Raw genomic sequence first — 26,778 nt, 5'->3', positions numbered from 1 at the left:
ACACTCGAGCTTCACAGCTCAAAAGTATCGCGATGAACTTAAGATACGTGATCGTCGGTTTGTTCCTCATGAAAGACCTTCAAGTTTCCTCGAAGGTCAACGCAAGGACTTCCGCCGTCCACGTTTCTCTTTCTTCCGATGCGATTGTCAAACAGCGGGGCCGAAGAATTTAAGCCTCACACCCTAAGGTGTCAACCCGATCCTTCAGCGACGCGTCATCCCCGGCGACCTAGCCGGCCAAACCCACGAAGGTTTAGAGAAGACGCGTCAGCGTCCGCCGCCAGTGACCGGCAGCGACGCCGTCGATGGGTGGCTTATAGGACCTCCCCGACCGAACCGTCAAGCCGCCAATGACAAAAAAATGAAAAAAGTTTGATCCTTATGAAATTTCAACGGGATACGGGATGCGGACGGCTCCCGGGAAGGCCCGTCGCATTTGAGCCATGTTTTGCCGATGTATATGGCCGCGCCTTTGTTTGGGGGCAGGAGACAGAGCTGAGTTTTGACGTTATCTCTGTCAGTCAAGGTCCCTCTGAGGCCGAATCTTTGGCGCCATCGGTCGAGTTCATGGCATTCCGCTCAGCATCTTCTACCCGGAGCATGAGATTCTCCGCCGCGACCGGCGCTGAGCCGCCGCTCGACGTGCGCGGCGAGCGACGCGGAGAGTCGGCGCGGCGCGTGTCGCTGCGATGGCTCGCCGGCTCGGGGCTCACCGGACTGATCGGAGCAGGTCTGCTTGGCGGCGCCATTTATGCCGCCTTCGATCGCGAGGCGAACTTCGCCGAAGCGCCGACGCGCGCCTTGTTGAACAGGAGGGACCAGGGCGAGAGCGAGAAGGTGAACCCGGCGAAAGGCGACCGGCTGATCAAATCGGTTGATATCGTCGCCGCGAAACAGACCTACAAAACGCCGACTGCGATCAAGGTCGGTGACCACGAGGTCATCAAGACCAGGACGTTTACGCGCGTGTCGACGACGCTCACCATGTCCGATACGGGACTGAGCGCTGACGTTCCGGAATTCAATCCGCTGAAACTGCTTTCTGATTCCAGCAACCCGGCGCCCGAGGCGCCTGAAGCCGCGCCTGCGCCCGACATCGCCGAAGTCAGTTTTACCGTGGCGGACCTGTCAGCAAGCCAGTTCGCCGCGCCCAATGGCGGCTTGTCCCTCGACGAGGTGCGCGCGCAGGTCGACGAAACGCTCAAGCATGCGCAGTCAAACGGCGCGAAGGCCTCGCCGACGCTTCCCCCTCAATTGCTTCTGATGCGCACCAGCCGCGCGTCCTTCGACGCCAATGGCCCCGGTCTGGCCTATGCGACGCCCGGCAACATCAATGTCAGCTCGCCCTTCTCATCCATTGAAGTGCGGATGGTTCCAGAAAACGTCACCCTGGCGCCGCGCACGACGAACCCCATCGGCGACGCGGATGCGGCGCGCAACGCCAAGGACAAGCTGGCCGTCATCCGCCGGGGCGAAGGGCTCGAGGAGGTCTTGACCGCCGCCGGCGTGCCGAAACCCACCATTGCCGCGGTAAAAGACGCATTCAGTTCGCGCCGCGCCAGCGAAGCCATTTCCGAGGGACGCCGGGTCAAATTGTCCTTCGCGGAAACGGAGGCGGCCGCCACGCTCCAGTTGGCGCGCCTCACCGTCTACGATGAGGACAAGATCAAGGCGTCCGTCGCACTGGCGGACAGCGGTCGATATCTCCTGCTCGAAAACGCGCCGACCGCTGACGCAGGCGCCAAGGCGCGCAAGTCGCAGCAGAGCGACGATGACGACGACGACGATTCGGGCGGCATGCGACTCTACAACTCGCTCTATGAGACTGCGCTCAAGCAGGACATTCCGCGCCCGATCATCGACCAGATGGTCCGCACGTTCAGCAATGACGTCGATTTCCAGCGACCGGTCGCCGGCGGCGATTCCATCGACGCCTTTTTCGACAATGGCGAGGATGGCGATCACGCCGAGCTGCTCTATGCGTCGATCACGGCCCGCGGAGAGACCTACAAATATTACCGGTTTCAGTCGCCGGACGACCAGGGCGTCGACTATTTCGACCCCACCGGCAAATCGACCCGAAAATTCCTGGTGCGAAAGCCGATCGCCTCTGGAGAGCTGCGCTCCGGTTTCGGCATGCGCTTTCATCCCATCCTGCATTACTCCCGCCCGCATAACGGCGTGGATTGGGCGGCGCCGATCGGCACGCCGATCTTCGCGGCCGGCAATGGAACGATCATCAAGGCGGGCTGGGATTCGGGTTACGGGCGTCGCGTCGAGATCGAGCACAACAACGGCTATGTGACCACCTACAACCACATGTCAGCATTTGCGCGCGGCCTGCGTGAGGGGGCCCACGTCAAGCAGGGCCAGATCGTCGGCTATCTCGGCGCTTCGGGACTCGCGACAGGCCCTCACCTCCATTACGAGGTGATCGTGAACGGCCATTTCGTCGATCCGCTCCGCGTCCGCCTGGCGAAAACACGCCAGTTCGAGGGCAAGCCGCTCGTGGATTTCAAGAAGGAGCGCGACCGGATCGACGGCTTGATGGCCAAGGCGCCGAACAGCTCCCAGGTCGCGGGCAAATAGGTCAACGCAGGTCCCGACCGGACCCGAGTGGACGCGGCGCCAGCGCGGGCGTGAGGGCCGGCGCCAGTTCCGGCAAGCTTCGCCGCACGCGCCGCGCGCCGACGAGCCGGTACAGTTGCTTAGTCGCTTCCACCAGAATCACGCCGGCGCCCGGCAGCGACAATTTCGCCGACACGCCTTCGATGGCCGGGGCGAGCCGCAGCACCACGGCCCGATCCAAGGGCGGCGTGTACAGCGCCTCGCTCCAATAGATCGGCGAAAACAGCGATTCCCGCAGCAGATCCAGCAACTGGCCACGCGAAAACGGCCGGCCATGGCCAAACGGCGTCGAATCGAGGCGGGCCCAGAGCCCCGAGCGATTCGGCGCGACGACCATCAATCGTCCACCGGGCGTCAAAACGCGCCAAATTTCCTCGAGCAGTTCGCGCGGATGTTCGGCGGTCTCAAGGGCGTGAGTCAGCAGAACCCTGTCAATGCACGAATCGGGAAGCGGCAGCATGGTGTCGTCGATCAGCGCCGAGGCCGAGGCCCCCTCGGACGGCCAGTTCACCACCCCCTGTTCGGCGGGCATCATCGCGAGCAAGCGAAGCGGCTGGCCGCGAAACCGATCCAGATAGGGCGTCGCATAGCCCATGCCCAGCACGGACAGACCGGCGAGATTGTCCCAACGACGCGCAAGATGCGCGCAAACCAGATTGTGGGCGGTTTTCCCCAGGGAAGACGCGTAGAAACTGCGGAGATCGGTGACATCGAGCGCCATGGGACAGGATCGCCACAAAAAACGCAGGCGCGCAAGTCCTTCCGGACCCCATGCGAAATCCCGCATGTGCATTTCCCCGCAGCCCCGGTAATCTCGCGCATCCCTCGGTTCGGAGCGCGCGCATGGCCCTGCAGTTTCAGCTTTTTCAATGTTTGAGCGACAATTTCGGGCTGCTGGCGCATGATCCCGAGACAGGCGCGACGGTCGCCTTCGACGCCCCCGAGGCGGACCGGATCGGCGCGGCGCTCGACGCCGCGGGCTGGCGGCTGACCGACATTTGGATCACCCATCACCACCACGACCACATCGGCGGCGTGGCGGCCCTGAAAGCGCGCTTTCCCGACGCGCGCGTGGTTGGCACCCGCAAGGACGCGCATCGACTGCCTCCACTCGATCTCGCCGTCATCGACGGCGATCAGATCGCCATCGGGCGCAGTTCCGCGCGTGTCCTCGAAACCCCCGGGCACACGCTGGGCCATGTCTGCTATCACCTTCCGGCCGAGGCCGTGGTCGTCACCGGCGACACGCTGTTTTCACTCGGCTGCGGCAGGGTGATGGAAGGCGACATGCCGATGATGCGCGCCAGCGTGATGCGGCTGGCCGCGCTTCCGCCGGAGACCAAGGTCTATTGCGGCCATGAATATACTGTGGCCAACGGGCGTTTCGCTCTCACGGTCGATCCGACCAACAGCGCGCTGCGGGAGCGCATGGTCGAGGCGGAGCGCTTGCGGGCGCAGGGCGCCTTCACACTGCCGACGACGATCGGGCGGGAACGCGCGACCAACCCGTTCTTGCGGGCGGACGATGTGGCTGTGCGCCGAACTCTGGGCATGGACCGAGCCGATGCGGACGCGGTGTTCGCAGAATTGAGAGAACGAAAGAATCGGGCCTGAGCGTCGCCCGGCGCTCCAGGCTTAACAGCGCTCCGGGCTTTGCAGCGCTTCTATACGCGCTTTTAACCGGAAGGGCGTCAAACCTGGAGCCCAACCCGAGTCTCGGAACCACGCCCGTGCAGCTTCGCTATTTGGCCTCTCGCGCGCCCCAGACGCCTCACGCGCCCAGTTCGCCTGACGCGTCCAAGTCGCCTGACCCGCCAAAGACGACCACGACCGAAGACGACGGGCCAATCGCTCGGGAGGAGGTCGGCCCAGGCGTAGAGCGGCGTCTGGCGCCCGAAAGCGCCTTGCCCAGCCAACCGCCGCTTGCGCCGCCGCCCCGTCCCATCCTCCCGCTGGCGCCGCCGCTGCGCGAAGCGTCCAGGACCGGCGACAGCGCGCCGTTTTCGACCCTGACTGAGGCGCCGGATCCCCGCCGCATTCTCGATTCGCTTGGCGAAGTGGTCTACGACTGGGACCTACGCAGCGACCAGATCAACTGGGGCCCCAATGTCGCGGCAGTGCTCGGCGTCGCCAATCTCGCATCCATCTCAACCGGCCGCGCCTTCGCCGAGCGCCTGTCTCACGAAAGCGAAAGCTCGCGCTACGAAGCCATTGCGCGCTCCTCGGGAACAGATTGCGGAAAGGGCGTGCCGTTCCAGATCTGCTACGGCCTGGTTCCGCATGAAACGCGCGCGGCGACCATCTGGATCGAAGACACGGGACGCTGGTTCGCCGGCTCCGACGGTCGGCCGGCGCGCGCGCATGGCTTGGTGCGCATTATCACGGAACGCTACAAGCAGGAGCGCCAACTGGCGTTCACATCCCGCTTCGATACGCTCACCGGCGTGCTCAACCGCGCCAGCCTGCTTGAACAAGCCCCGCTATTTTTCGCGCAGGCGGCCAAAAAGAAGCAGAGCTTCGCCGCGCTGCTGGCGGCGATCGACAATGTTTTTGTGCTCAACCGCTCCTATGGTTACGATATCGCCGACCAGGTGATCGCGGGGATCGCGCAGCGCCTGCGGATCAATTGCCGCGAACGCGATATTGTCGCACGCTATGCCGGCAACAAATTCGCCTTGTTGCTGGAAAATTGCGACGCTGAGGAATTGACCGCCGCCGCCGAGCGGCTCATCGACATGATCGGCGACCAGCCCTTTGAAACCGCGGCAGGTCCCGTGGCGGCGAAGCTGCGCGTGGGCGCGGTCGTGGCGCCCCGCAATGGGCGCGCCGCGCATTTGCTTTTCCAGAACGCCGAGGAGGCCCTCGACCTCGCGCGACAGCCGGGTGGAGCGCGGCTCGTCATCTACGAGCCGTCCCTGATGCGAGAAGATTCACGCGCAAAGGCGTTGAAGGTCTCGGACGAAATCGTTTCGGCCTTGAACGACGGGCGGATCGTGCTGGCCTTGCAACCCCTGATCGACACGCGCACGGGCGCGCCGGCGCTCTATGAGGCGCTGATGCGCTTGCGCCAGAAGGATGGCGCGCTGGTGTCGCCGTCATCGATCCTGCCGACCGCCGAGAAATCCGAGCTGATCCAGAGGGTCGATCATCGAATCCTCGAACTCGCCCTGAAGAGGCTGGCCGAGGATCGCACTCTGCATCTGTCCGTGAACATGTCCGGCCGCACCGTGAGAGACGCCGGCTTCATCGCTCATTTGCGCGCCAGCCTGGGCGCCTTCCCCGAGCTCGCCAAACGCCTGATGGTCGAATTCACCGAAACCTGCGCGATCGAAGACATCGACGCGACCGTGCGCGCCGTCGACGAAATCAAGACATTTGGCGCGCGGGTGGCCATGGACGATTTCGGCGCCGGTCACACCTCGTTCAAAAATCTGCGCCGCTTCAATTTCGATTTGGTCAAGATCGACGGCGCCTTCGTGCAGAACCTGTCGCGCTCCGCCGACGACCGCTTCTTCGTGAAAACTCTGGTCGAGCTCGCGCGCCATGTCGGCCTGCCCGTGGTGGCCGAATGGGTCGAAGACGCCGAAACCGCGAGAATCCTGACCGACTGGGGCGTGGACTATCTGCAAGGCGATTTCTTCGCCGCCGCCGCCGTTCCCGAGGCGGCGGCGCAAGTCTGAGCTGGGCTTATCCGTCTTTCCGGGTCAGGCTGTCGATCCGCTTCTTCATGTCGGCGAGCTGCGCGCGCATCTCGCTCAGCTCGTCAACCGCGCCGGCCTTGGTCTGATCTGTCACCGCCCCGGTTGCGGCTCCGGTCGCGCCAAAAGGCGAGAACATCTGCAGCGCCTCGCGGAACATCACCATGTTCTTGCGCGCCTGCTCCTCCATGGACTGGAACATCTGCCGGGTCGGCGTCGCCAGGGGATTGGCGAGCGGATTGGCGGTGAAGGCGGCATCGAACTGATCGCGGAATTTCTGGCTGTCGGAGGCCAGCCGCTCGATGGAAAATTCGAGATAGCTCGGCACGAGCATCTGCATCGAATCCCCGTAATAACGGATCAACTGGCGCAGAAAGCGGATCGGCAGCAGGTTCTGGCCGGTCTTGCCTTCCTGCTCGAAAATGATCTGCGCGAGCACCGAGCGGGTAATGTCTTCGCCGCTCTTGGCGTCATAAACGACGAAGTCCTCGCCGGCCTTCACCATTTCCGCGAGGTCGTCCAAAGTCACGTAAGCGCTGGCGCCGGTGTTGTAGAGGCGGCGATTTGCGTATTTCTTGATCGTGACAGGCTGCTTTTCGTTGGTCATTTCCCGGTCCTGCTCGGCCGACGGCCGGATGCTCACTGCGTTGGCGCAAGAAAAACCCCGTTCAGGGAAATTGGCAAGCCGAGTTCTCGGGAATCGCTAACGTCATTTCCTTAATACGCTCCACCCTCCGTGTCGGCGACCCGCCAAGCTTGCACGTTCGCGTGAACGCGCGCCCTACAACCAAAAGACCATAGGTCAAACCGCCATCCGCCTTGACCATGCGGTGGGCGAAATGATCAAACTAGCCGCAAGTCGCCGATGTATGTCGCGTCCAAAAGGGCCACGGCGACCTTCCGGAGGAATCTGCATGTCGACTGATGTCGTGATCGTTTCTGCCGCCCGCACTGCGGTCGGCTCCTTCAGCGGAGCTTTCGCCAATGTGCCGGCCCACCATCTGGGCGCCGCCGCCATCAAGGGCGCTCTCGAACGCGCCAAGGTCGAGGCCGCCGATGTCGACGAGGTCATTCTCGGTCAGATTCTCGCCACCGGCGAGGGGCAGAACCCCGCGCGCCAGGCCGCCCGCAAGGCCGGCATTCCCGATGAGAAGACCGCGTTCGGCATCAACCAGCTGTGCGGCTCCGGCCTGCGCACCGTCGCGCTCGGCTTGCAGCAGATCGCCAATGGCGACGCCAACATCGTCGTCGCCGGCGGCATGGAGAGCATGTCCCAGTCGCAGCACGCCGCCTATCTGCGCTCCGGCGTGAAGATGGGTGAACTGAAGCTGCAGGACCTCATGTTGCGCGACGGCCTGACCGACGCTTTCCATGGCTACCACATGGGCACAACGGCGGAAAACATCGCCACCAAATTCCAGATCACGCGCGAGGAGCAGGACCAGTTCGCGACGGCGTCGCAGAACAAGGCCGAAGCCGCGAAGAAATCCGGTCGGTTCAAGGACGAGATCCTTCCCTACACGATCTCGACCAAGAAAGGCGACATCATCGTCGACACCGACGAGTTCATCCGCGACGGCGTCACCTATGACGCGCTGGCCAAGCTGCGCCCGGCCTTCAGCAAGGACGGCACGGTGACCGCCGGCAACGCCTCGGGCATCAACGACGGCGCCGCCGCCATCGTCCTGATGACCGCTGCGGAAGCGGCCAAGCGCGGCCTGACGCCCATCGCCCGCATCGCCTCCTGGGCGACCGCCGGCGTCGATCCCGCCATCATGGGCACTGGCCCGATTCCCGCCTCGCGCAAGGCGCTCGCCAAGGCCGGCTGGAACATCCAGGATCTCGATCTGATCGAAGCCAACGAGGCCTTCGCCGCTCAGGCGATCTCGGTCAACCGGGAGCTTGGCTGGGACACGTCCAAGGTGAACGTCAACGGCGGCGCCATCGCCATCGGTCATCCCATCGGCGCCTCGGGCGGCCGCATCCTCGTCACCCTGCTGCATGAGATGCTCAAGCGCGATGCGAAAAAAGGTCTCGCCACCCTGTGCATCGGCGGCGGCATGGGCATCGCCCTGACCGTGGAGCGCTAAGCTCGATTGATTTCAACGCGCCGGGGCCTGCGCGCCGGCGCGTCATTTTTTCATGAAAAAAGGGGAGGAATGAATGTCTCGAGTCGCAATCGTCACCGGCGGCACGCGCGGAATCGGCGCCGCCATTTCCAAGGCGCTGAAGGCGGCCGGCTACAAGGTCGCGGCGTCCTACGCCGGCAATGACGAAGCCGCCGAAAAGTTCAAGGCGGAAACGGGCATCGCCGTTTACAAATGGGACGTGTCCGATTTCGACGCCTGCGCCGCCGGCGTCGCCAAGGTCGAAGCCGACCTCGGCCCGGTGGACATTCTGGTGAACAACGCCGGCATCACCAAGGACGGCATGTTCCACAAGATGACCAAGGAACAGTGGTACGGCGTCATCAACACCAACCTGAACTCGCTGTTCAACATGAGCCGCCCGGTCTGGGAAGGTATGCGCGCGCGCAAATTCGGCCGCATCGTCTGCATTTCCTCGGTCAACGGCCAGAAGGGTCAGATGGGCCAGGTGAACTATTCGGCCGCCAAGGCCGGCGACATCGGGTTCGTCAAGGCGCTGGCCCAGGAAGGCGCCCGCGCCGGCATCACCGTGAACGCGGTCTGCCCCGGCTATATCGGCACCGAAATGGTCCGCGCCATCGACCCGGCTGTCCTGGAAAAGGCGATTCTCCCGCACATTCCGGTCGGCCGTCTCGGCGAGCCCGAGGAAATCGCTCGCGCGGTGGTGTTCCTGGTCGCCGATGACGCCGGCTTCATCACCGGCTCGACGCTCTCCGCGAATGGCGGTCAGTACATGGTGTGATCGAAAGCGCCGGTCCCAGGCGAAAAGCGCGGGACCGGCGACTTGCCCTTGCATTCAAGCGCAATGGCGCCATGATCGTCCTAGCGTGAGCTTCGGTTTGGAAGCGCTCGAGCCGCGGACTGGATCACCCGGGCCGCGCATTTTCATGGACGGATCATGAGTTACCGGGTCTGGGCCATTCGCGCCGGGGGCGAGAGCGAAGCTGACCCGCTCTTCATTGAAAACGGTCTGCTGGCGGTCAGCTTTCTCAGCGTCAACCGCGACGTCAGCGCCCTCCCCGCGCAACGCGCCGCCTTCAAGGCCGCCTTCGCCGAGGATTGCGGGCAAAAGGCGAGCGCGATCCCGATCCAGGCGGGACAATTGTTCCGGTTCGTCCACGAGATGAAGATCGGCGACCGCGTCGTCTACCCACGAAAAATCGACCGCACCTTGTTGTGGGGCGAAATCTCCACGCCCTATCTCTATGACCGCTCCACCAATCCGGATTTCCCACACCGCCGCGGGGTCCGCTGGCTGAAATCGCTGGCGCGGGACGAGTTTTCCCAAGGCGCGCTCTACGAACTGGGCGCCACGCTGACGATTTTCGAAATCCGCAATTTCATCTCAGAGTTCGTGCGCCGTTTCGAGCCGCCGGCCGGCGCCGGCGAGAGCGCCAGCGCGCTGGTCGAGGACGATACCCAAGCGGTGGTGGCGCGCGACATCGTCGAGACCACCCGAGATTTCATCTCAAAAAAACTCAAGACCGAGTTGAAGGGCGCGTCGATCGAGCCTTTTGTCGCCGACCTGTTCCGCGCCATGGGTTATAACGCCCACGCCACCCGCGCCTCGCACGATGACGGCGTCGATGTCATCGCCCACCGCGACGAGCTGGGCATTGAGCCGCCGATTCTGAAGATCCAGGTCAAGGCGCATGGCGGCAATATCGGGGCGGATCTGGTCAAGTCGTTCTATGCGATGATCCACGAGCGCGACGTCGGCATCTACATCACGACCGGCGGCTACACGGCGTCCGCGCGCGAGTTCGCCCGCGCCAAGGCCAATCTGAAGCTGATCGACGGCGCGGAATTCGTCGGCCTCGTCGAAAAATACTACGACGGCCTCGACGCCAGATTCCGCAAGCTGATCCCGCTGAAACGGCTGCTCGTGCCAGACTTCGAACAGGTCGAGTAGCGGCCAAGAAAAAGGCCGGGAAAACCCGGCCTCGATCTGGACTCTCTGACGAGAGATCAGTCTTCCTTAGACTTGATCGTCAGGACCTGGCGGCCGTTATACATGCCGGTCTTGAGATCGACGTGGTGCGGGCGGCGCAGTTCGCCGGAATCCTTGTCCTCGACATAGGTCGGGGCGGCCAGCGCGTCGGCCGAGCGACGGAAGCCGCGCTTCATCGGCGAGGTTTTTCTTTTCGGAACAGCCATTTCAATCTCCGTGCCCGCTCGCGCGAGTCTTTACAAGGCGCGCAATCCCGAGGGCGCGCGGAAATTCAAGAGCGCGTTCCATACAGAGAAACTTGTGAAAAGGCTAGAGCGCCCGACAAAAAAACGCGGAGCCGTCCCAACAGGCCAAATCAGCGAAACATGTCGAGCGTGAAGGCGTCGACCACATGCAACGGCGCGCGGCCGGGCGCGACAAAAACCGCGTCGCCGCGAAAGGTGAAGCCGGCGGCCCAGGGGTTGCGCGCCAGCCAGAAGCGCGCCGCACGCGAAATGCGGGCGATTTTTGCGGCCCCGATCGCCTCCTGCGCATCTTCGAGCCGAGGCCGCGCCTTGACCTCGACGAAGGCGATGACGTCGCCGCGCCGGGCGACAATGTCGATTTCCCCGCCGGGCGCGGTGAAATTGCGCGCGACAACCTGAAAGAATTTCGCCCGGAGCCAGAGGGACGCTAGCGTCTCGGCCCGGAGGCCGAACGCGCGCGCCCGCTGCCGGTCGCGGCTCATTCCCGCTTGTCTTCGCTGGAGAGCTCCAGGGCGCGCGCGTAAATCGTCCGGCGGGGCTGGCCGGTCTCGGCGGCGACAATGCTGGCGGCGTCCTTGAGCGAGAATTTTTGCAGGGCGGCGCGGATGCGGTCATCCAGCGCCGGTCCCGCCAAAGCGGGGGCCTCCTCGCCGGGCGGCGCCACCAGCAGCACGATTTCCCCTTTCGGCGGCCCGTCCCGCTCATAATCCGCCGCGAGTTGATCGAGCGCGCCGCGCCGCACGGATTCGAAATGTTTGGTCAGCTCGCGGGCGACGGCCGCGTCCCGCGCGCCCAGCACGGCGGCGAGATCGGCGAGGGTTTCGGCCAGCCGGCGCGGCGACTCGAAGAACACCAGCGTTCCCGGAATGGAAGCAAGCTCCGCGATCCGCGTCCGCCGGGCCCCGCTCTTGGCGGGCAGAAACCCTTCGAAGAAGAAGCGGTCGGTCGGCAGGCCCGCGACGACCAAGGCGGCGAGCACGGCCGAGGGGCCCGGCGCGGAGGTCACGGGCAGGCCAACCGCCAAGGCCTCAGTAACCAGCTTGAAGCCGGGATCGGAGACCAGCGGCGTGCCCGCATCGGAGATCAAGGCCAGACTTTCGCCTTTTTGCAGCCGCGCCAGCAGAATGGGCCGCATGACCGCCGCATTGTGCTCGTGATAGGCGACCAGCGGCGTGGCGATTCCATAATGGGCCAGCAGGTTGCGGCTGACGCGCGTGTCCTCGGCGACCACAGCGTCGGCGGCCGCGAGCGTCGCCAGCGCGCGCAAGGTGATGTCGCGCAGATTGCCGATGGGCGTGGCGACGACGTGCAAGCCGGGCGCGATCTTCTCGACCTCGGCGCGCAACCCGAACGCGACGAAGGAGGAGATGGGTTGCGGATGCGACGGGTCCTGCGCCATTGCGCCGCCTTTCGATAGGAAAACGCGCGGCAATCCAGGCGTGGCCACGGCGATTCGCCGCTTTCGGTTGCCAGACTGCGCGCCTATGCCGTATGACTGAGCTTCAGGATCTGTCAAGCGCGTCAGCCGACCCCCGGCGCAACGCGGAGAAATCGATTGCGGCTTTCCACGGACTTCTTGCTTCGCCTTGTCGGCTGCTGCGCGCTCGCGGCCCTTTCCGGTTGCTTGAATCCGGGATTTGGGCCGTCGACCCGGGCCGAGGAGCCGCTGAACGCGCCCGTGACCCCCGTACAATCCTCAGCTCTTCCTGGGACCGCGAACGGGGTTATCGGCTCCGGGCCCGTCAAGGTCGGCCTGATCCTGCCGCTGACCCAAGGCGCGGGACAAAGCGCGGTCGGCGTGTCCATGCGCAACGCCGCCGAACTCGCGCTCTCGGAGGCGGGCGCCACCGACATCACCGTTCTGGTCAAGGACGATCGCTCGACGCCCGATGGCGCCCGGGAAGCCACCCAGGCGGCGATCAACGACGGCGCCGAACTGATCCTGGGTCCGCTGTTCGCCGCCGATGTGCGCGCCGCCGCCGATGTGGCGCGCGGCGCCGGCAAGCCAGTCATCGCCTTTTCCACCGACATGTCCGTAACCTCGCGGAACGTCTATCTTCTGTCGTTCCTGGTCGAAGGCTACGTGGACCGGATCGTCGATTTCGCCGCCAGCCGCGGAAAGAAATCCATCGCCGTGATGGCGCCGGAAAACGACTATGCCAATGTCGCCCTTGGCGCCCTGCAGACCTCCGCCGCACGACGCGACATGCGCGTGGCGGCGATCGAGCGCTACAGGCCCGGCGGAGCGGCTGCGGCCGCCAGCAAGATCGCGGCGCTCGGCGACCAGATCGACACGCTGTTCATTCCGGAACAAGCGCCGGCCATGCCGGAAGTCGCCCGCGCGCTGACCGCCAATGGGATCGACTCCAAGAAAGTGCAAATCCTCGGCACCGGCCTGTGGAACGATTCCCGCGTGCTGAGCCTGCCCGCGCTGCAGGGCGCCTGGTTCGCCTCGCCGGAGAATGCGGGCTTCAACGCATTCTCCCAGCGCTATCGCGCCAAATTCGGCTCCGAGCCCACGCGCGTCGCAACTTTGGCCTACGATTCCGTGTCGCTCGCCGCGGCCTTGGCGCGCACCCAGGGCGCCCGCCGGTTCAGCGAAGAGGTTCTGGCGGCGCCCACCGGATTCAACGGCGCCGATGGCGTGTTCCGCTTCAGGCCGGACGGCGGCAATGAGCGCGGTTTGTCGGTGCTTCAGGTCAACAACGGCTCCACGATTGTCGTCAGCCCGGCGCCGCGTAGCCTGTCGGGCGCCTGACCGGGGATAAGCGATGGAACCCCGGCGCTCCATCGTCCTTTCGCCTGATTTTTCGTTATGATGCCGGCTCCGAATCAAGGCGTCGAAACGCCCGTTTTCCTAAGGACTCCCAAGTGACCGACGAGACCGCAGCCCTCTCCAATGCTGAATATGGCGCGGATTCGATCAAGGTTTTACGCGGCCTCGACGCCGTGCGGAAACGCCCGGGCATGTATATCGGCGACACCGACGATGGCTCCGGCCTCCACCACATGGTCTACGAAGTCGTCGACAACGCCATCGACGAAGCCCTGGCCGGCCACGCCACCCTCGTCACCGTGACGCTAAATGCCGACGGCTCCTGCACCGTCACCGACAACGGGCGCGGCATTCCCACCGGCATGCACAGCGAGGAAGGGGTTTCGGCCGCCGAGGTCATCATGACCCAGCTCCACGCCGGCGGAAAATTCGACCAGAACAGCTATAAAGTGTCCGGCGGCTTGCACGGCGTCGGCGTGTCGGTCGTCAACGCTTTGTCCTCCAGCCTGAGCCTGCGCATCTGGCGCGACGGTCTGGAACACGAAATCGATTTCTCCCACGGCGACGCGGTCGCGCCGCTCAAGGTGGTGGGCGAGGCCCCGATCGAGGACGGCAAGGCCAAGCGCGGCACATCCGTGACCTTCCTGCCCTCCCCCGAAACCTTTTCGAGCACGGAATTCGACTACGCCACCATCGAACATCGGCTGCGCGAACTGGCTTTTCTGAACTCCGGCGTGCGCATTGTGCTCACCGACGCCCGGCACGCCGAGACGAAAACCGAGACCCTTCATTACGAAGGCGGCCTCGAAGCCTTCGTGCGCTATCTTGATCGCACCAAGTCGCCGCTCATCGCCAAGCCTGTCCAGATGCGCGGCGAACGCGACGGCATCACGGTGGAAGCCGCGCTGTGGTGGAATGATTCCTACCACGAGAATGTCCTGGTCTTCACCAACAACATCCCCCAGCGCGACGGCGGCACCCATCTCGCCGGCTTCCGCGCCGCCCTGACCCGGCAGGTCACGGGCTATGCGGAAAGCTCGGGCCTGACCAAGAAGGAGAAGGTCGACCTCACCGGCGAGGATTGCCGCGAGGGCTTGACCTGTGTCGTCTCGGTCAAGGTGCCCGATCCCAAATTTTCCTCGCAGACCAAGGACAAGTTGGTGTCGTCGGAGGTCCGGCCGGCCGTCGAAAACATCATCAACGAATTCCTGGGCCAATGGCTTGAAGAGAGCCCCGCCGAGGCCAAGAACGTCGTCGGCAAGGTGGTCGAGGCCGCTTCCGCGCGCGAAGCGGCGCGCAAGGCCCGCGAACTCACGCGGCGCAAGGGCGCGCTGGACGTCGCCAATCTCCCGGGAAAACTGGCGGATTGCCAGGAGCGCGACCCCGCCAAGGCCGAACTGTTCATCGTCGAGGGCGATTCGGCGGGCGGCTCCGCCAAACAGGGCCGCGCCCGCGAATATCAAGCGGTCCTGCCGCTGCGCGGCAAGATTTTGAACGTGGAGCGCGCGCGCTTCGACAAAATGCTGTCGAGCGAACAGATCGGCACGCTGATCACCGCGCTCGGCGCCGGCATCGGCCACGACGAATTCAACATCGACAAGCTGCGCTATCACAAGATCATCGTCATGACCGACGCGGACGTGGACGGCTCCCACATCCGCACCTTGCTGCTCACCTTCTTCTACAGGCAGATGCGGCCGCTGATCGAAAACGGGTTCCTCTATATCGCCCAACCCCCGCTGTTCAAGGTCAAGCGCGGCTCGTCCGAACAATATCTCAAGGACGAAAAGGCCATGGACGATTATCTGATCGCCAATGGCGTCGACGGATCGGTGTTGCGGCTCGCCTCGGGCGAGGAGCGCGCCGGCGCCGACCTGCGCTCTCTGGTCGAAGAAGCGCGCTTCATCCGCCAGGTGCTCGCCCAGTTGCACAGCCGTTATGATCGGGGCGCGGTCGAGCAGGCGGCGATTTCAGGCGCGCTCAAGCCTTTGAACGCCCTGTCCGATGAAGAAGCCGCCGCGAAGGCGCAGGAGATCGCCGCCCGTCTGGATGCGCTCGCCGACGAGGTCGAGCGCGGCTGGACCGGCCGCGTCGAGAACGGCGGCTTCGTGCTGTCGCGCGAATTGCGCGGCGTGAAGCAGGTTTTCATTCTCGACGCCGGGCTGCTGGCGTCGGCGGAGGCGCGCCGCCTCGACGAGCGCGCCGCGAGCCTGCGCCAGAGTTTTTCCTCGCCGGCGGTCTTGTTGCGGCGCGGCGACGAAACGCCGATCAGCGGCCCCATGGCGCTGCTCAACGCCGTCCTCGCCTTCGGCGGCAAGGGCGTGACGCAGCAGCGCTACAAAGGTCTGGGCGAGATGAATCCGGAACAGCTCTGGGAAACCACGCTGGACCGAGAGGCGCGCTCGCTGCTGCAGGTGAAGGTCAAGGAAGGCGACGAAGCCGAAGACCTGTTCGTCAAGCTGATGGGCGATGTGGTCGAGCCGCGGCGCGAATTCATTCAGGACAATGCGCTGAACGTCGCCAATCTCGACGTTTGAGACAAGGCATTCATCGCTGGAGGCGCGTTCGTCGCCTTGCCGCCGCCCCTGAGGGGCGGGCTCCTGGAGCCGGTCGTCTGGATCGCCGACGGTTTCGATCGTGGTTCGCATTTGAACGCGTTTTCCGCGCCGCGGAATTCGCCGGAAACACCAGGCGCAAAAAAAGCCCCGCACGCGACGCGTGCGGGGCTTCTCATTACGAAGCCGAATTTCAGGCGGTCGCCAAAGCCTTGACGCGGGCGCTGAGGCGCGAAACCTTGCGAGACGCGGTGTTCTTGTGAACGATGCCCTTCTGGGCCGCGCGCATCAGGATCGGCTCGGCGACGGCGAGAGCGGTCTTGGCGGCGCCCTGATCGCCAGTGGCGATGGCTTCCTCGACCTTGCGCAGGAAAGTGCGCATCTTGCTGCGACGCTGGCGATTCACCGCCGTGCGGCGATCGATCTGACGAACGGCCTTTTTAGCCGATTTGGTATTGGCCATTGTGTTCCCCGGACAAATGCATGCCCAATCCAAGGGCCGCGCATAAAACCATGACGGCGCCGATTGCCGGCGCCGAGAGTGGACGCTTATAGGCAGGAAACCCCGCTGTCGTCAACGCATGAATCTCAGCGATTGGCGAAACGCGCCTGACGCTTTTCGATAAAGGCGGACATGCCCTCCTTCTGATCGTCGGTCGCAAAGGCCGCGTGGAAATTGCGGCGCTCGAATTTCACGCCCTCGGTCAAGGTCGTTTCATAGGCGGAATTGATGCAGTCCTTGATCTGCATGGCGATCGGCAGCGACATGGAGGTAATGAGCCGCGCGGTGTGCAGCGCCTCCTCCAGCAGGCGATCGGACGGGACGATCCTCGAGACCAGGCCGCACCGTTCAGCTTCCTGCGCGTCCATCATGCGACCGGTGAGACACAATTCCATCGCCTTGGCCTTGCCGACGAAGCGGGCGAGGCGCTGCGTCCCGCCCGCGCCGGGCAGAATGCCCAGCTTGATCTCCGGCTGGCCGAACTTGGCGTTTTCCGCCGCAAGGATGAAATCGCACATCATTGCGAGTTCGCAGCCGCCGCCGAGCGCGAAACCGGCGACCGCGGCGATCGCCGGTTTGCGGAAATGCGAAAGCCGCTCCCAGGTGCGGATGGCGTCGCCAAGATAGGCGTCCATATAGGTGAGGTGATGCAGTTCCTTGATGTCCGCGCCAGCAGCAAACACTTTTTCGGAGCCGGTCAGCACCAGGGCGCCGATCTGAGGATCGTCGGAGAAGGTCTCCAAGGCCACGTTCAGCTCGTGAATCAAGGCCGTGTTGAGCGCGTTCAGCGCTTTCGGGCGATTGAGTCGGATCAGACCGACGGCGTCGTGGACTTCAACGATGATGTTTTCGAAATGCATGAATCGCCCTCCAGGCTTCTTACGGAAAACGCTAAAGAAGCCAGGAGGGATTGCAACACCCGTGCCGCCGAAAGCGCGTCAAAGCCCATCGAAAAGGGCCGTCGACAGATAGCGCTCGGCGAAAGACGGAATGATGATCACGATGTTCTTGCCTTCGGAACTCGGGCGCGCGCCGACCTGCAAGGCGGCGGCTACCGCCGCGCCGGATGAAATGCCGACGGGAACGCCCTCGACGCGCGCGACAAGCCGCGCCACCTCCATGGCGGCGGCGCTGTCGATGGTCACGACCTCGTCGATCACGCCCCGGTCGAGAACAGGCGGAACGAAACCCGCGCCAATTCCCTGAATCTTGTGCGGCCCCGGCTGTCCGCCCGACAGCACCGGCGATTCCACGGGCTCGACGGCGATCATCTTCAGGCCGGGCTTGCGCGCCTTCAAAACTTCGCCGACGCCGGTGATGGTGCCGCCGGTGCCCACGCCGGAAATGACGATATCGACGCCGCCTTGCGTGTCGTTCCAGATTTCCTCGGCGGTCGTGCGGCGATGGATTTCGGGATTGGCCGGATTTTCGAATTGCGCGGGCGTGATGGCGCCGGGCGTGGAGGCCACAAGCTCCGCCGCCTTGGCGATCGCGCCCTTCATGCCCTGCGCGGCCGGGGTGAGTACGAGTTCCGCGCCCAGCAACGACAGCATTTTTCGACGCTCGATCGACATGGATTCCGGCATCACCAATTGCAGCTTGTAGCCGCGCGCCGCCGCGACAAAGGCCAGGGCGATCCCTGTATTGCCCGAGGTCGGCTCGATCAGAACCGTCTTGCCGGGCGCGATCTTGCCCTGGGCTTCCAGCGCATCGATCATCGCCGCGCCGATGCGGTCCTTCACCGAAGCCAGCGGGTTGAAAAATTCAAGCTTGGCCAGCAGCTTCGCCTTGACGCCGCGCTCGGCCGCAATGCGGTCGAATCGCACCAGCGGCGTATCGCCGATGGTCTGCGTAATGGACTCGTAGATCTTTCCCCGACCCGGCGTCTTGTCCGACATGGCGCTTCCCCTCTGATGTTGGCAGCCTAGCAAAGCTGACCGGCGTTGTCGTTGTTAACTCTGGGTTCGAACGCCCGTCGACCCGAACCCGCCCGCGTCGCGCGCCGTCGAAGACAAGCGCTCCACCTCGATCAGCCGCGCCTGGGGCGCGGGCGCGACCACCATCTGCGCGATGCGATCGCCGCGCCGGATTTCGAACGGCGCATCGCCATGATTGATCAGGATGATTCCGACCTCGCCGCGGTAATCGCTGTCGATGGTTCCCGGCGCGTTGAGCACCGTCACGCCATGCTTGAGCGCCAGCCCCGAGCGCGGCCGCGTCTGCGCCTCGTAGCCCGGTTCGATCTCGATGGCCAAACCGGTGGGGATCAGCGCGCGACCGCCCGGCGGCAAGGTCGTCGGCGCATCGGCGGGCACGGCGGCGAGCAGATCAAATCCCGCGGCGCCGGCGCTTTGGTAGGACGGCAAAGGCAAATCCGCGCCATGCGCCAAGCGCTTGATCTTAAGCTCCAAGACGCCCCTCCTTGGCCGCAAGCATTTTTGAGAAATGGCCAATCAAGCGGCGGGCGACTTCGCCTTTCGCCAGTCTCGGCCAAGCCTGCTCGCCGTCCGAGGCGACGAGCACGACGGCGTTCTCCGCTCCGCCCATGACATCGGTCCCCTCCCCGACATCATTGGCGACGATCAGATCGCAGCCCTTTTTCGCCAATTTGGCCTTGGCATGTGGGATCACGTTCTCGGTTTCCGCGGCAAAGCCGATCACCAAAGGCGGACGATTCGTCGCCCGACGTGCGATGCGCGCCAGAATATCGGGATTCTCGACCATCTTGAGCACCGGCGGACCATCGGCGGTCTTCTTCATCTTCTGCGAAGCGTCGCATTCGCTGCGCCAATCCGCGACGGCGGCGGCGGCGATGAAAATGTCGCAGGGAAGCGCGGAGTCGACGGCCTCGTCCATCTGGCGAGCCGTCTCCACCGAAACCAACCGCACCCCCGCCGGCGGCGGCAGGTTGACGGGTCCCGACACCAGCACCACCTCCGCGCCCGCATCGCGCGCGGCCTCGGCCAGCGCATAGCCCTGCTTGCCGGAGGATCGGTTGGCGATATAGCGCACCGGATCAATCGGCTCGTGAGTTGGACCAGCCGAGATCACAACTTTCCGGCCAGCCAGGGTTTGGGCGGGGCCGGCGAGCCGCGCGCGCAGCGCAGCAAAAATCTCCTCGGGCTCGGCCATGCGCCCTGGCCCGGTTTCGCCGCAGGCCATGGGCCCCTCATTCGGACCGACAAAGGCCATGCCGTAGCGCTGCAACACCTCAACGTTCCGGCGCGTCGCGGGATGGGTCCACATCCGCCAGTTCATGGTCGGCGCGGCGAGCGCGGCCTTGTCGGAGGCCAGCAGCAGCGTCGAGGCGAGATCATTGGCGAGCCCGTTGGCCGCCTTGGCGAGCAGATCGGCGGTCGCGGGCGCAATGACAATCGCATCTGCCTGACGGCTGAGCTCGATATGGCCCATTTCCGTCTCGTCGGTGAGCGAAAACAGGTCCTCATAAACCTTGTTGCCGCTGAGGCTGGCGAGCGACAGGGGCGTCACGAACTGCGCCCCCGCCTTGGTCAGGACGACGCGCACCTCCATGCCCGCGCCGCGCAGCAACCGAATGAGCTCGAGGCTCTTGTAGGCGGCGATCCCACCACCGACGATCAGCAGGATGGACGGGGCTTTCGCGGTCATGGCCAAAACCTCAACGCCAGAAGTGGACGGCGACCACGACCAGCAGGAGCGCAAAACCGTAGCGCCAAAACCGGTTTCGCGACGCATTGGCCCGCGCGAGCGCCTCCACGGTGGACGGCGCCAGCGTCAAGCCTTTGGTCGTCCATGTCTCCAGCTGTTCCGAAATACGGGCGCCGCGCGAAAGGATCGCCGGCGCCTGCGCGGCGAGATGCGCCACCGCCGCAAGCCCCTGCCCCGCATCGGCGATCTTGCCGAGCGGGCCCAGATTTTCCTCGATCCAGGCGCGCACCACCGGCTCCGCCGTGGACCACATGTTCAGCTTCGGATCGAACGACCGCCCAACGCCCTCGACCACGACCATGGTCTTTTGCAACATCACCAGTTCGGGGCGGGTCTGCATGTCGAACAGCGCGGTGATCTCGAACAGCAGCGACAACAGCTTCGCCATCGAAATGTCTTCGGCCGTGCGCGAATGGATCGGCTCGCCCACGGCGCGGATCGCCTGAGCGAAATCGGCGACGGGATGGAACGGCGGCACATAGCCGGCCTCGAAATGCACTTCCGCGACCCGCCAGTAATTTCGGGTGATGAATCCATAAAGAATTTCAGCGAGGAAGCGCCGCTCCTTCATGCCCAGCCGGCCCATGATGCCGAAATCCACGGCGGCCAGCCGGCCCTCCCTGGTCAGGAACAGATTGCCCTGATGCATGTCGGCGTGAAAGAACCCGTCACGCACCGCATGGCGCAGAAAAGACTGGATGATCGTCCGCCCGAGGTTCGGCAGATCGACGCCCGAGCGTCGCAGCGCCTCGACATCCCAGAGCGGCGTGCCGTCGATCCACTCCAGCGTGAGCACTTCTCGGGCGCAAAGGTCCCAATCGACCTTCGGCACGAGGAAATCGTCGTCGCCATGGGTGTTGTCGGCATATTCCGAGGCGGCGGCGGCCTCCAGCCGGAAATCCATCTCCATCTTCATCGAGCGCGCCAGCGTCTCGACGACTTCCACGGGTTTCAGCCTTCGCGCCTCCGCCGAAAATTTTTGCGCGAGGCGCGCGGCGAAGAACATGTCGGCGAGGTCGCGGCGGAAGCGGCTCTCGATGCGCGGCCTCAGCACCTTGACGGCGACCCAGCGCTCCTTTCCGTCGGCGACGATCTTGGCGCGATGCACCTGGGCGACGGAGGCGGCGGCCACGGGTTCGCTGAACTCGGCGAAGATTTGGTCGAGCGGCTTGGCGAAGGCGCGCTCGATGACCTCGACGGCGACCTCGCGCGGAAAAGGCGCCATGCGGTCCTGCAAGGCCTCGAGTTCGCGCGCCACCGCGACGCCGACCACGTCGGGCCGCGTCGCCAAGGTCTGGCCGAGCTTGACGTAAGACGGTCCAAGCCGCGCGATCGCGGGCGCGAGTCTTTGCAAGCCGCCGCCCTTGCGGGCGATCAGGCCGGCCAAAAACAGCGGAGCCCGCATTTCGAGAGGCAGGCCGGACGTATCGACGCCGGAAAAGACGCCTTCGCGCGCGAGGATGTAGCCGGCGCGCGCGAGCCTGACCACGTGGCCGATCGAGGTAATCACGTAAGTTCCGACCTCAGAGCTTCCAACCGGAATGGATTGCGACGACGCCGTTGGTCAAGCGCGTGAAGGACACGCGCTGGAACCCGGCCTTTTCGATCATCGCGGCGAAATCCTCGGCGGCCGGGAACTGGCGGATCGATTCCACGAGATAGCGGTAAGGCTCGCCGTCGCCGGTCACCAGCCGCCCAATGGCGGGAATGACCGAGAAGGAATAGGATTCATAAATCTTGGCGAGAACCGGGGTCTCGACCTGCGAGAACTCCAGGCACATGAATTTGCCGCCGCGCTTGAGCACGCGATAGGCTTCGGCCAGCGCCCGATCAATGCGCGGCACGTTGCGGATGCCGAAGGCGATCGTGTAGGCGTCGAACTCATTGTCCTCGAAAGGCAGCGATTCCGCATTGGCTTCGACGAAGTCCAAACGGTCAGCAAGGCCCTTCTGCTGCGCGCGCTCCCGACCGACCGCCAGCATGTCGCCATTGATGTCGAGCACGGTGACTTTCGTCCTGGGACCGCCGGCCTGGACGACGCGGAAGGCGATGTCGCCCGTACCGCCGGCGACGTCGAGATGGTTGAACGGCGCGGTTTTTGACGGATGCACGCGCGAGACGAACACGTCCTTCCAGATACGGTGGAGCCCGCCCGACATCAGGTCGTTCATGATGTCGTAACGCTGGGCCACCTTGTGGAAGACGTCGTCCACCATCCCTTGCTTTTCGTCCAGAGGAACCTCGGAAAAGCCGAAATGGGTGTGTTGGTGTGTCTCGCTGCTGGACGATTTGACGTCGATCATGGGAACCTCTTCTGCGCGCCGGACCATAGCGCGCCCTTTGCTGACTGGCTATTTATTCTGTTTGTCTCGTAAACTGAAGGGAAAGAGATGCCTGAACTGCCGGAGGTTGAAACAGTGCGCCAGGGGCTGGCGCCGTTTCTGGTGGGTTCGCGCATTCTGCAGGTCGACTTGCGCCGCAAGGATTTGCGGTTTCCCTTTCCCGAGAATTTTTCGACGCGCCTGGAGGGGCGACGCATTGTCGCGCTCAACCGCCGCGCCAAATATCTGCTGGCCCATCTCGACGACGAACAGGTCCTTGTCGCCCATCTCGGCATGAGCGGCTCGTTTCGGCTTGAGGCGGGGACGGTGGGGACGTTCAAATTCCCGCGCAGCAAGAACCCCGCGCATGACCACGTCGCCTTCTCGCTCGAGACCGGGGTCATGATCTACAATGATCCCCGTCGCTTCGGGTTCATGACCTTGGCTCAGAGCAGCGAACTTGCCGACCATCCCTATTTCGTCGGCCTTGGCGTCGAACCGCTCTCCAACGATTTCAGCGGCGAATCCCTGAACCAGCTCTTCGCCGGAAAATCGGCCCCACTGAAATCGGCCTTGCTCGACCAACGCAACATCGCGGGCCTTGGGAATATTTACGTCTGCGAAGCCTTGCACCGTGCCAAACTCTCGCCGATGCGGCCTGCGGGAAGCCTGACGGAAAAGGCGAGCGACACCCTCGCGCGCGCGGTGCGGCAGGTGTTGCAAGAGGCGATCGAGGCGGGCGGCTCGTCCTTGCGCGATCACCGGCAAGCCGATGGGTCGCTGGGCTATTTTCAACACAATTTTCGAGTCTATGATCGCGAAGGTCAGGCTTGTGTGAGTCGCGCCTGCCAAGGGACGATCACCCGGCGCACGCAAAACGGGCGATCGACATTCTATTGTCCAAACTGCCAAAGCTGACGCTATCCGGACTTGAAATTCGTCGCCCATGCTGAACCTCAAATTCGGGCTCCGCGCCAGACCCGCCGACGAGGTGGTCGTCGCTCATGAGGGGCGAAGTTTTCGGGTCGAAATCAAGCGTCTGGCGTCGGCCCGTCGCTTCACCTTGCGCGTGCGCGCCGCGACACAGGATGTGGTCCTGACGATTCCAGCGCGCTCAAACCAGCGGGACGCCGAGGGTTTTGCGCATCGCCACGCGGAATGGATCGCACATCGCATGGCGCGGCTCCCGGAGCGCCAGTTGTTTGCGCCCGGGGCGGAAGTCCCGTTCCGAGGCGCGCCGCATGCGCTGGTTCATTCCGTCCAGGCGCGCCCTGGCGCAAGCAAGGCCGGCCCCGTCTGGATCGACGACTTGCAAAAGCCAGCGGCGATTTGCGTCAGCGGCGATCCCGCGCATTTCGAACGGCGCATTACCGATTTCTTCCGACGCGAAGCGCGCCGCGATATCGAAGAGGCCGCGCGCCGCCATGCCGCGAAGGTGGGACGCGCGCCGATTTCAATCACCCTGAAGGACACGACGAGTCGCTGGGGCTCCTGTTCAGCAAGGGGCGCGCTGAATTTTTCCTGGCGCCTCATCCTGGCGCCCCCCTTTGTGCTCGACTATCTGGTCGCGCACGAAATGGCGCATCTGCGCCATCACAACCATTCGGACGATTTTTGGGACCTGACTAAGAGCCTGTGCCCCGCGACGGCCAAGGCGGAGGCGTGGCTCAAGCTTTATGGCGCACAATTGCATCGCTACGGCCGAAAAGGCCGAAGCGTCAGCGCCGAATGAAAGTCAGGTAAACCGGCGTGCGGCCTTCCCGCAGCGCCTTGGCTTCGTAGCGCGTGCCCGGCCAGTCGGCGTAAGGCGCGAGCCATTCGGCCTCGCTCGTGGCCGGCCAGATGAAATCCGGCGAACGCAACACGCGCGCGAGCGTCCAGCCGACGTAATCATCGATATCCGAGGCGAAACGCAATTCGGCGCCAGAGCGCATCACGCGCGCGAGCCGGGCCAGCATGCGATCGGAAACGAAACGCCGCTCCTTGTGCCGCCGTTTCGGCCAGGGATCGGGATAGAGGATGCAGACGCCGGACAGGCAGGCCTCTGGCAACGCGTCGATCAAGTCTCCGGCGTCGCCGGGGTGAACGCGAATGTTGCGCAAGTCCTGCGCGTCAATCTGCGCCATCAGCTTGGCCACGCCGTTCACGAACGGCTCGCAACCGAAATACCCGCGGTTCGGATGGGATGAAGCGTCGGCGGCGAGATGTTCGCCGCCGCCGAAGCCCACCTCGAGCCGGAGATCGTCGGGCCGGCTGGCGAAAAGCGCGGCCGGCTCGGAGAGCGGCGCCGAAAGATCGACCTGAACTTTCGGCAGCAAGGTTTCCATCAAGCCCGCTTGATGGGCGCGCAAGGTCTTGCCCTTGCGGCGCCCAAAAAACGCGGACTCGCGGCGTGCGAACGTATCGCTCACGCTGTGCTCTGGGTTCAGGCGAAATGCGCCTTGAGCTTGTCGACGAGGTCGGTCTTTTCCCAGGCGAAACCGCCGTCGGCGTCGGGCTGGCGGCCAAAATGGCCGTAAGCCGCGGTGCGCGCATAGATTGGCTTGTTCAGCTGGAGATGCTCGCGAATGCCGCGCGGCGACAGGCGAACGATCTTGAACAGCACCTCTTCGAGCTTGGCTTCGTCGACCTTGGCGGTGCCATGGGCGTCGACATAGATCGACAGCGGTTCCGCGACGCCAATCGCATAGGCGAGCTGAATGGTCACGCGATCGGCGAGGCCGGCCGCGACGACATTTTTCGCCAGATAGCGGGCGGCATAGGCGGCGGAGCGGTCGACCTTGGTCGGGTCCTTGCCCGAGAAGGCGCCGCCGCCGTGCGGCGCAGCGCCGCCGTAAGTGTCGACGATGATCTTGCGGCCAGTGAGGCCGGTGTCGCCGTCGGGACCGCCAATGACGAACTTGCCGGTCGGGTTGACGTGCCAAACGGTGGCGTCGGTGACCCAGCCCTTGGGCAGCACGGACAGGATATAGGGTTCGACGATCCGGCGCACATCCTCGGAGGTCAGGCTCTCATCGACATGCTGGGTCGACAGCACGATCTGCGTGACGCCGACGGGCTTGCCGGCGACATATTTCACCGTCACCTGGCTTTTGGCGTCCGGGCCGAGCTTGGCGGCTTCGCCGTCCTTGGACTTGCGCGCCTTGGCGAGAACTTCAAGGATTTTATGCGAATAATGCAGCGGCGCCGGCATCAGCGACTCGGTCTCGTTGGTCGCATAACCGAACATGATGCCCTGGTCGCCAGCGCCTTCGTCCTTGTTGCCGGCGGCGTCGACGCCCTGGGCGATATCGGCCGACTGAGCGTGCAGGAGGATTTCCACCTGGGCATTCTTCCAATGGAAGCCGGCCTGCTCGTAGCCAATGTCCTTGATGGCCTCGCGGGCGACGGTCTCGATCTGGGCGTGGGTCAACTGCGGACCGCGAACCTCACCGGCGATGACGACGCGATTGGTCGTGACAAGGGTCTCGGCGGCCACGCGAATCTGGTACGGATCGATGCCAGCCTTGGCGCCTTCCCTATAGAACAAGTCAACTACTTCGTCAGAAATACGATCCGCGACCTTGTCAGGATGCCCTTCAGAAACGGATTCACTGGTGAACAGATAATCGCTGCGCGCCACAACTCATCTCCATCATACGCAAGACCAGTCTTGAGCTGGTTGCCGGAATGCTCGTCGCTCTCGTCGGGTCAACCCGCAAGCGCCGGGACGAAGCCAGAAACCCACTGTCGTTATAGGGGATGCGTTCGTTTCGTCAAGCCTTTGCCACGCTTTCGTTCGATAAAACGAACAGGCGGGCGGCGATCAGGCGTTATCGCCCTCGGCGAGCGCCACGATGAGATCGACGATGCGCTTACGAACCTTTGGATCGGTGATGCGCGCGAAAGCGCGGTTGAGACTGAGGCCCTCGGCCGTCATCACGAAATCGCTGGCGTATCCTTCCTCGGGAGCGCTCTCGGCGAAACCGCCATTGACCGCGGCGCCTTCCGCAACAGGAGCGCCCTTGAAGAAATAGGCGAGCGGTATGTTCAAGGTTTCAGAGATTTGCTGTAGCCGGCTTGCGCTGATCCGATTGGTGCCCTTTTCGTATTTTTGCACCTGCTGAAAGGTCAGGCCCAGGGCTTCGCCCAGCCTTTCCTGGCTCATGCCGATCATCATCCGCCGCATGCGCACGCGCGCCCCAACGTGACGATCGATTGGATTAGGGACTTTGGTCACGGCGTTTTTCCGTCCTAGCGTTTGGCCCTATTTGCGACAATAGTTTACC

Annotated in this window: 25 protein-coding genes; 10 read left to right on the top strand and 15 right to left on the bottom strand. The window is 64.1% G+C overall.

Translation table 11 applies throughout. The features are described 5' to 3' along the window. Positions 1-600: 600 nt before the first annotated feature. The gene (locus tag M2320_RS10205) at positions 601-2,589 is read left to right on the top strand and encodes a M23 family metallopeptidase (RefSeq protein ID WP_264597174.1); all 1,989 of its coding nucleotides are present in this window, start codon (positions 601-603) and stop codon (positions 2,587-2,589) included. Position 2,590: 1 nt separating this feature from the next. On the opposite strand, the gene M2320_RS10200 is transcribed toward M2320_RS10205, so the two are convergent. After that, complete coding sequence (locus M2320_RS10200; RefSeq protein ID WP_184429797.1) at positions 2,591-3,349, bottom strand: class I SAM-dependent methyltransferase; 759 nt, start codon at positions 3,347-3,349, stop codon at positions 2,591-2,593. Positions 3,350-3,471: 122 nt separating this feature from the next. Between M2320_RS10200 and gloB the strand changes: the two genes are divergently transcribed. Next, positions 3,472-4,242, top strand: a complete 771-nt coding sequence (gloB, locus tag M2320_RS10195; protein ID WP_264597173.1) for a hydroxyacylglutathione hydrolase — start codon at positions 3,472-3,474, stop codon at positions 4,240-4,242. A 290-nt stretch (positions 4,243-4,532) separates the two neighbouring features. Further along, complete coding sequence (locus M2320_RS10190; protein WP_264597172.1) at positions 4,533-6,308, top strand: putative bifunctional diguanylate cyclase/phosphodiesterase; 1,776 nt, start codon at positions 4,533-4,535, stop codon at positions 6,306-6,308. A 7-nt stretch (positions 6,309-6,315) separates the two neighbouring features. Here M2320_RS10190 and phaR read toward each other — a convergent pair whose 3' ends face one another. Beyond that, positions 6,316-6,933, bottom strand: coding sequence for a polyhydroxyalkanoate synthesis repressor PhaR (gene phaR / locus M2320_RS10185; RefSeq protein WP_264597171.1), 618 nt, complete (start codon positions 6,931-6,933; stop codon positions 6,316-6,318). Positions 6,934-7,240: 307 nt separating this feature from the next. Here phaR and M2320_RS10180 point away from each other — a divergent pair, with 307 nt between their 5' ends. From M2320_RS10180 to M2320_RS10170, 3 genes are all read left to right on the top strand, one after another. Further along, complete coding sequence (locus M2320_RS10180; RefSeq protein ID WP_184429740.1) at positions 7,241-8,416, top strand: acetyl-CoA C-acetyltransferase; 1,176 nt, start codon at positions 7,241-7,243, stop codon at positions 8,414-8,416. A gap of 73 nt (positions 8,417-8,489) precedes the next feature. Further along, positions 8,490-9,215 carry an acetoacetyl-CoA reductase gene (gene phbB / locus M2320_RS10175; protein WP_184429741.1) on the top strand — a complete coding sequence of 242 codons (726 nt, stop codon included), beginning with the start codon at positions 8,490-8,492 and terminating at the stop codon, positions 9,213-9,215. Positions 9,216-9,371: 156 nt separating this feature from the next. Next, positions 9,372-10,385 (top strand): restriction endonuclease, encoded by a 1,014-nt coding sequence (locus M2320_RS10170; RefSeq protein WP_264597170.1) that lies wholly within the window; start codon positions 9,372-9,374, stop codon positions 10,383-10,385. Between the two features lie 56 nt (positions 10,386-10,441). Here the strand turns inward: M2320_RS10170 and rpmF are convergent, their stop codons facing one another. From rpmF to rsmI, 3 genes are all read right to left on the bottom strand, one after another. Beyond that, on the bottom strand, positions 10,442-10,630 hold the full coding sequence (rpmF, locus tag M2320_RS10165; protein WP_184429743.1) for a 50S ribosomal protein L32: 189 nt from the start codon (positions 10,628-10,630) through the stop codon (positions 10,442-10,444). A gap of 149 nt (positions 10,631-10,779) precedes the next feature. After that, a complete protein-coding gene (locus M2320_RS10160) occupies positions 10,780-11,151 on the bottom strand; it encodes a YraN family protein (RefSeq protein ID WP_264597169.1) in 372 nt (123 codons plus the stop codon). Beyond that, positions 11,148-12,068 carry a 16S rRNA (cytidine(1402)-2'-O)-methyltransferase gene (rsmI, locus tag M2320_RS10155; protein WP_184429745.1) on the bottom strand — a complete coding sequence of 307 codons (921 nt, stop codon included), beginning with the start codon at positions 12,066-12,068 and terminating at the stop codon, positions 11,148-11,150. Before rsmI ends, M2320_RS10160 begins: the two co-directional genes overlap by 4 nt. Positions 12,069-12,347: 279 nt before the next feature. Between rsmI and M2320_RS10150 the strand changes: the two genes are divergently transcribed. Both M2320_RS10150 and gyrB read left to right on the top strand, forming a co-directional pair. After that, positions 12,348-13,427: a penicillin-binding protein activator gene (locus M2320_RS10150; RefSeq protein ID WP_264597168.1), complete on the top strand. Its 1,080-nt coding sequence runs from the start codon at positions 12,348-12,350 to the stop codon at positions 13,425-13,427. Positions 13,428-13,540: 113 nt separating this feature from the next. After that, positions 13,541-15,982 (top strand): DNA topoisomerase (ATP-hydrolyzing) subunit B, encoded by a 2,442-nt coding sequence (gene gyrB, locus M2320_RS10145; RefSeq protein WP_264597167.1) that lies wholly within the window; start codon positions 13,541-13,543, stop codon positions 15,980-15,982. Positions 15,983-16,193: 211 nt separating this feature from the next. On the opposite strand, the gene rpsT is transcribed toward gyrB, so the two are convergent. From rpsT to ubiE, 7 genes are all read right to left on the bottom strand, one after another. After that, on the bottom strand, positions 16,194-16,463 hold the full coding sequence (gene rpsT, locus M2320_RS10140) for a 30S ribosomal protein S20 (RefSeq protein WP_184429747.1): 270 nt from the start codon (positions 16,461-16,463) through the stop codon (positions 16,194-16,196). A 125-nt stretch (positions 16,464-16,588) separates the two neighbouring features. Continuing rightward, positions 16,589-17,362 (bottom strand): enoyl-CoA hydratase, encoded by a 774-nt coding sequence (locus tag M2320_RS10135; RefSeq protein WP_184429748.1) that lies wholly within the window; start codon positions 17,360-17,362, stop codon positions 16,589-16,591. A gap of 78 nt (positions 17,363-17,440) precedes the next feature. Continuing rightward, positions 17,441-18,400, bottom strand: a complete 960-nt coding sequence (gene cysK, locus M2320_RS10130; RefSeq protein WP_264597166.1) for a cysteine synthase A — start codon at positions 18,398-18,400, stop codon at positions 17,441-17,443. Between the two features lie 54 nt (positions 18,401-18,454). Beyond that, complete coding sequence (dut, locus tag M2320_RS10125) at positions 18,455-18,913, bottom strand: dUTP diphosphatase (protein WP_264597165.1); 459 nt, start codon at positions 18,911-18,913, stop codon at positions 18,455-18,457. Beyond that, entirely contained in the window at positions 18,903-20,129 is a 1,227-nt protein-coding gene (coaBC, locus tag M2320_RS10120) for a bifunctional phosphopantothenoylcysteine decarboxylase/phosphopantothenate--cysteine ligase CoaBC (protein ID WP_264597164.1), read from the bottom strand. Before coaBC ends, dut begins: the two co-directional genes overlap by 11 nt. A 10-nt stretch (positions 20,130-20,139) precedes the next feature. Then, positions 20,140-21,699: a 2-polyprenylphenol 6-hydroxylase gene (gene ubiB / locus M2320_RS10115; RefSeq protein WP_264597163.1), complete on the bottom strand. Its 1,560-nt coding sequence runs from the start codon at positions 21,697-21,699 to the stop codon at positions 20,140-20,142. A gap of 13 nt (positions 21,700-21,712) precedes the next feature. Then, complete coding sequence (gene ubiE / locus M2320_RS10110) at positions 21,713-22,492, bottom strand: bifunctional demethylmenaquinone methyltransferase/2-methoxy-6-polyprenyl-1,4-benzoquinol methylase UbiE (protein WP_264597162.1); 780 nt, start codon at positions 22,490-22,492, stop codon at positions 21,713-21,715. Positions 22,493-22,579: 87 nt separating this feature from the next. On the opposite strand from ubiE, the gene mutM reads away from it, so the two are divergent. Both mutM and M2320_RS10100 read left to right on the top strand, forming a co-directional pair. Then, the gene (gene mutM / locus M2320_RS10105) at positions 22,580-23,428 is read left to right on the top strand and encodes a bifunctional DNA-formamidopyrimidine glycosylase/DNA-(apurinic or apyrimidinic site) lyase (protein ID WP_264597161.1); all 849 of its coding nucleotides are present in this window, start codon (positions 22,580-22,582) and stop codon (positions 23,426-23,428) included. 28 nt (positions 23,429-23,456) lie between these two features. Beyond that, entirely contained in the window at positions 23,457-24,242 is a 786-nt protein-coding gene (locus M2320_RS10100) for a M48 family metallopeptidase (protein ID WP_264597160.1), read from the top strand. Here M2320_RS10100 and trmB read toward each other — a convergent pair. From trmB to M2320_RS10085, 3 genes are all read right to left on the bottom strand, one after another. After that, positions 24,229-24,921, bottom strand: coding sequence for a tRNA (guanine(46)-N(7))-methyltransferase TrmB (gene trmB, locus M2320_RS10095; RefSeq protein ID WP_264597159.1), 693 nt, complete (start codon positions 24,919-24,921; stop codon positions 24,229-24,231). The two genes, M2320_RS10100 and trmB, sit on opposite strands and share 14 nt — an antisense overlap. A gap of 14 nt (positions 24,922-24,935) precedes the next feature. Then, positions 24,936-26,132 carry a methionine adenosyltransferase gene (gene metK / locus M2320_RS10090; protein ID WP_264597158.1) on the bottom strand — a complete coding sequence of 399 codons (1,197 nt, stop codon included), beginning with the start codon at positions 26,130-26,132 and terminating at the stop codon, positions 24,936-24,938. A 183-nt stretch (positions 26,133-26,315) separates the two neighbouring features. Then, positions 26,316-26,729: a helix-turn-helix domain-containing protein gene (locus tag M2320_RS10085; protein ID WP_264597157.1), complete on the bottom strand. Its 414-nt coding sequence runs from the start codon at positions 26,727-26,729 to the stop codon at positions 26,316-26,318. Positions 26,730-26,778: the final 49 nt, after the last annotated feature.

The sequence above is a fragment of the Rhodoblastus acidophilus genome, assembly GCF_025961575.1.
Lineage (GTDB): Bacteria > Pseudomonadota > Alphaproteobacteria > Rhizobiales > Beijerinckiaceae > Rhodoblastus > Rhodoblastus acidophilus_C.
This window is presented reverse-complemented; position numbering and strand designations above follow the sequence as displayed.